Annotated in this window: 4 protein-coding genes and 1 pseudogene; 3 read left to right on the plus strand and 2 right to left on the minus strand. The window is 72.7% G+C overall.

The features are described from left to right. The coding region (locus tag GT045_RS01640) for a sensor domain-containing protein (RefSeq protein ID WP_202515220.1) at positions 1-823 on the minus strand (823 nt) is incomplete at its 3' end. 393 nt (positions 824-1,216) lie between these two features. Further along, a complete protein-coding gene (locus GT045_RS01645) occupies positions 1,217-2,419 on the minus strand; it encodes a sensor histidine kinase (protein WP_202526842.1) in 1,203 nt (400 codons plus the stop codon). A gap of 221 nt (positions 2,420-2,640) precedes the next feature. On the opposite strand from GT045_RS01645, the gene GT045_RS01650 reads away from it, so the two are divergent. The 3 genes and pseudogenes from GT045_RS01650 to GT045_RS01660 form a co-directional block, all read left to right on the plus strand. Continuing rightward, entirely contained in the window at positions 2,641-3,060 is a 420-nt protein-coding gene (locus GT045_RS01650; protein WP_161288191.1) for an NADH-quinone oxidoreductase subunit A, read from the plus strand. Between the two features lie 68 nt (positions 3,061-3,128). Then, positions 3,129-3,491: pseudogene (nuoB, locus tag GT045_RS39365) on the plus strand (NADH-quinone oxidoreductase subunit NuoB); the annotation flags it as partial. Continuing rightward, positions 3,479-4,409: NADH-quinone oxidoreductase subunit C (locus GT045_RS01660; RefSeq protein WP_237538274.1), on the plus strand; the 931-nt coding region annotated here is incomplete at its 3' end. The pseudogene nuoB and the gene GT045_RS01660, both read left to right, overlap by 13 nt.

The raw sequence follows: 4,409 nt of genomic DNA on the forward strand, positions 1-4,409 counted from the left end.
CGACCAGCCGGGCCTGCGCGCCGTCGTGCAGGTCCCGCTCGATCCGGCGCAGGTCGGCGGCGGCCGTGTCGACCACGGCCCCCCGGTCCGCCTCCAGCTCCACCACCCGCGCCGACAGCGGCGACGGTCCGAGCAGACCACGCACCAGCAGCCCGTCGACGGTCGTCAGGGCCCGCACGAGCCACGGGGTGACCAGCGTGAACACCAGCCCGACCAGCGCGGTGACAGTGATCTCGAACGGGTTGTCGAGGTAGACGCTGTGGTGGGCGTCGCCGTACAGCTGCAGACCGCCGTCCCCGGCGTACGTCGGGAACACCCAGAACCACAGCGGATAGGTCAGCAGCGTCCAGCCGCAGGTCCAGAAGGTGACCGCCACCGAGAACGTGAACACCGCCCACGGGAACTGCAGCAGTGCGTACAGCGCGTGCCGCCAGGAGGAGCCGTTCTTGAGCAGCGCGCCCATCCACGCCGCCGGACCCGGCCTGCGTGTCCGCAGCGGCTCCGGGGCGGCCACCTCCAGACCGAGCAGGGCGCGTGCCCGCCCCCGCTCCAGCACGCCGAAGCCCCGGCAGCCGGCGAGCGCCACGGCCAGGACGGGGATGCCGAGGAACGTCACCAGCAGGCCCGCGCCGAGGGCGACCATCGTCACGGTCCAGGTGAACAGCACCACGGAGATCGGCAGGCCCAGCAGCACGTACGCGAACTCGCGCCAGGTGCGTGCCTCGAACGGTGCCCGCAGGGCGGCCGGCAGCCGGTGGCCGGTGCCGGCTACGTGTCCGTGTCCTCGCCCGTACCCGTGTCCGTGCCCGTAGTCCGTGGCCATCGAATGTCGTCCCGTTCTCGTCGTCGGAGCGGCGGTTCAGCCGCATACCCAGAGTCGCCCGGCCCCGCCCCCCGGGGCCATGGAGTCCGTCGGCGTCTTGAGCGGGGGGTTTTCCCCACCCCTGGGGCTCCGCCCGGCGGCGCGGGAGCCAGGGGTGGGGGGCGGACGGCGTGCGCGCGGCTACCGTCTGAGTCCCGCTTTTGTCGTTCGGTTGCCGCTTCTGTCCGTGAGCGCCTGCCGGTCGCCCGACGGTCCATCGGTTTCTTACCGGTCGCTCGACGGGCTACTGCTCCTGCCGGTCTTGCGACGGTCTGCTGCTCCTGCCGGTCGCTCCTGCCGGTTTCGCGGCGGTCTGCTGCTCCCGCCGGTCGCTCCCGCCGGTCTCGCGGCGGTCTACTGCTCCTGCCGGTCGCGCCACGGCAGTTCCGCGGTCACCACCGTCGGGCCGCCGGCCGGGGAGTCGACCACGAACAGGCCGTCCACCGCGCCCAGCCGCTCCGCCAGGCCCCGCATACCGCTGCCGCCGTCCAGGCGCGCGCCGCCCCGGCCGTCGTCCCGGACCTGGATGAGCAGCCGGTCGTCCGCATGCCACACGTCCACCGAAGCGGTACGGGCCCCGCTGTGCTTGCTGATGTTCTGCAGCAGCTCGGAGACCGTGAAGTAGGCGATGCCCTCGATGGCCGCGACCGGCCGGGCGGGCAGGTCCACGGTCACCGCCACCGGCACCGTGCACCGGGAGGCGACCGAGGACAGGGCCGCGTCCAGGCCACGGTCGGTGAGCACGGCGGGGTGGATGCCCCGGGCCAGGTCGCGCAGCTCCTGAAGGGCCAGCTTCACCTCACCGTGCGCCTCCTCCACCATCGACGCCGCGGTGTCGGGGTCCTCCAGCAGCTTCTCCTTGGCCAGGCCGAGCCCCATGGCCAGGTTGACCAGCCGCGCCTGTGCGCCGTCGTGCAGGTCCCGCTCGATGCGGCGCAGGTCCGCCGCCGCCGTGTCGACCACGATCCCGCGGTCCGACTCCAGTTCGGCGATACGGCGCTCCAGCTCGTCCGAGGGTGACAGCAGGCCCCGCACCATCGCCCGGTCGAGGTTGGCCATGCCGCGCGCCAGGTACGGCAGCACCGGCCACAGCACGAACAGCGAGATCAGCACGGTGCAGAAGGTGAGGATCCCCCAGGGCAGCCGGACCACGTCGTACAGCAGGGTGCGCCAGCCCACCGGGTCCTTCAGCGCCATCCACAGCCGCTGCACCGGGCCCCCGCCCTTGGCGAGCGGCAGTGGCGTCGGCTCCTCCACCCGTACCCCGAGCAGCTTCCGGGCCCTGGCCCGCTCCAGCTTCCCCAGCTGCCGCGCGCCCAGCAGGCTGAGCGCGAGCAGCGGGAGTCCGATCACGGTGACCGTGAGGGCGCCGCCGACCGCCAGCGAGGTGAACGCGTATATGAACCCGAAGAGCGCCACCGGCAGGTTCAGCAGGAGGTACGCGATCTCCTTCCAGGTGTGCGCGTCGTAGGCCGGGCGGGGCGGAGGCAGACGGTGGAGGCCATCGCGTGCGTCGGTGCCGCCGGTCGGGCCGGCGGCGGGGCTGGGAGCGGTCATGCTGATCAGCCTGCCGTGCCCGCCACCGTTCACGCCATGCGGTACGCCGCCCTCCGCCGCCGGGGGAAAACCCCACCCTGCCGGGCCTGGCCGTCTCAGGGCGTGACGGGCTGCTTACCCGATCTTTATCAGGGCCTAGACTCCCGTGCGTACAGATCCTCGAATCACGTTGCATCACACAGTTCACTAGGGCCACGAGGTCAGGGAGCGAGGGACGGACGGTGCGGGAGACGGTGGGGGACACGACGGCCGCCGCGGCACACGTCGTCGCGGCCGGCTACTTCCGGTCCTACTCGGTGGTCGGACTGCTCGCCGTCGTCGGCGTGCTCTTCGTCGCGGTCGCCTTCGGCGCCGGCCGCCTGCTGCGCCCGGTCGTACCGACCCCTGAGAAACTCCTGACCTACGAGTGCGGTGTCGACCCCGTAGGCGAGGGCTGGGCCCATACCCAGGTCCGCTACTACGTCTACGCCTTCCTCTACGTGATCTTCGCGGTCGACTCGATCTTCCTGTTCCCCTGGGCGACGGTCTTCGCCGCCCCCGGCTACGGCGCGACGACCCTCGTGGAGATGTTCATCTTCCTCGGCTTCCTCGCCGTGGGCCTGCTGTACGCATACAAGAAGGGCGTCCTGGCATGGACGTGAACCCGGACCCCGTCCACCTCCCGGAGCCCAAACGGCTCGGCGCCCTCGCCCGCCTGGCGCCCGAGCCGATGAAGGTGGTCCTGAACTGGGGCCGCCGCTACTCGCTCTGGGTGTTCAACTTCGGCCTCGCCTGCTGCGCGATCGAGTTCATCGCCGCGTCGATGGCCCGGCACGACTTCATCCGGCTCGGCGTCATCCCCTTCGCGCCCGGCCCCCGCCAGGCCGACCTGATGGTGGTGTCGGGCACGGTCACGGACAAGATGGCCCCGGCCGTGAAGCGCCTGTACGAGCAGATGCCCGAGCCCAAGTACGTCATCTCCTTCGGCGCCTGCTCCAACTGCGGCGGCCCCTACTGGGACTCCTACTCCGTCACCAAGGGCGTCGACCAGATCATCCCGGTGGACGTGTACGTCCCCGGCTGCCCGCCGCGCCCCGAGGCCCTGCTCCAGGGCATCCTCAAGCTCCAGGAGAAGATCGCCCGCGAGTCGCTGGGGGAGCGGTACGGCACCGGGCCCGCCCGGCCGTCGGCCGCCGCGCTGCAGAGCGACCTGGTGACGCCCCCGCCGCCGGCCCCGGAGGGGAAGACCCGGCCCGTCCCGGAGGGAGAGACCCGGCCCGTCCCGGAGGGGGAGACCCGGCCCGTCCCGGAAGGGGAGACCCCGCCCATCTCGGAAGGGCAGACGCGGCCCGCCCAGGAGCGGGAGACCCCGCCTGCCTCGGAGGGGGAGACCCGATGAGCGCGGCCGGCTGGCTGCCCGCCCCCGCCGAGGAACTCTTCGGCCCGGACGCCAGTGCCGAGGAGGCGTACGACCTCCTGACCGTGGACGTGCCGCCGTCCGCCTGGCTCACCGCCCTGGAGACGGCCCGTACCACGCTGTCCTGCACCTACTTCGACTGGCTGAGCGCGGTCGACGAGCCGGGCACGGGCTTCCGCGTCTGCGCGCACGTCGTCGCCCTGAACCCGGTCCGCCGCCTCCTCGTGCGGACGACGGTCCCCCACGAGGCCCCCGCCCTGCCGTCCGCCGTCGGCGTCTACGCGGGCGCCGCCTGGCACGAGCGCGAGACCCACGAGATGTTCGGCGTGCTCTTCGAGGGCCACCCGGGGCTGGAACACCTGCTGCTCCCGGAGAACTTCGAGGGGCATCCGCTCCGCAAGGACTTCGTTCTCGCCGCCCGCGTCGCCAAGGCGTGGCCCGGCGCGAAGGAACCCGGTGAGTCCGAGCACGGCGGCCCCAAGCGCCGTCAGATGCTGCCTCCGGGCGTCCCCGACCCGAACGAGTGGGGCCCCCTCAAGGGCCAGCTGCCCCCTGCCCCCGCCCGGCCGGCCCGGGCGGCGGCGGGACGAGCGG

It is taken from the genome of Streptomyces sp. SID486, from assembly GCF_009865385.1.
Taxonomy (GTDB): domain Bacteria; phylum Actinomycetota; class Actinomycetes; order Streptomycetales; family Streptomycetaceae; genus Streptomyces.

Coding starts and splice junctions, on each gene's coding strand:
- GT045_RS01645 (WP_202526842.1), bottom strand. CDS start 2,419: ATGACCGCTCCCAGCCCCGCCGCCGGCCCGACCGGCGGCACCGACGCA.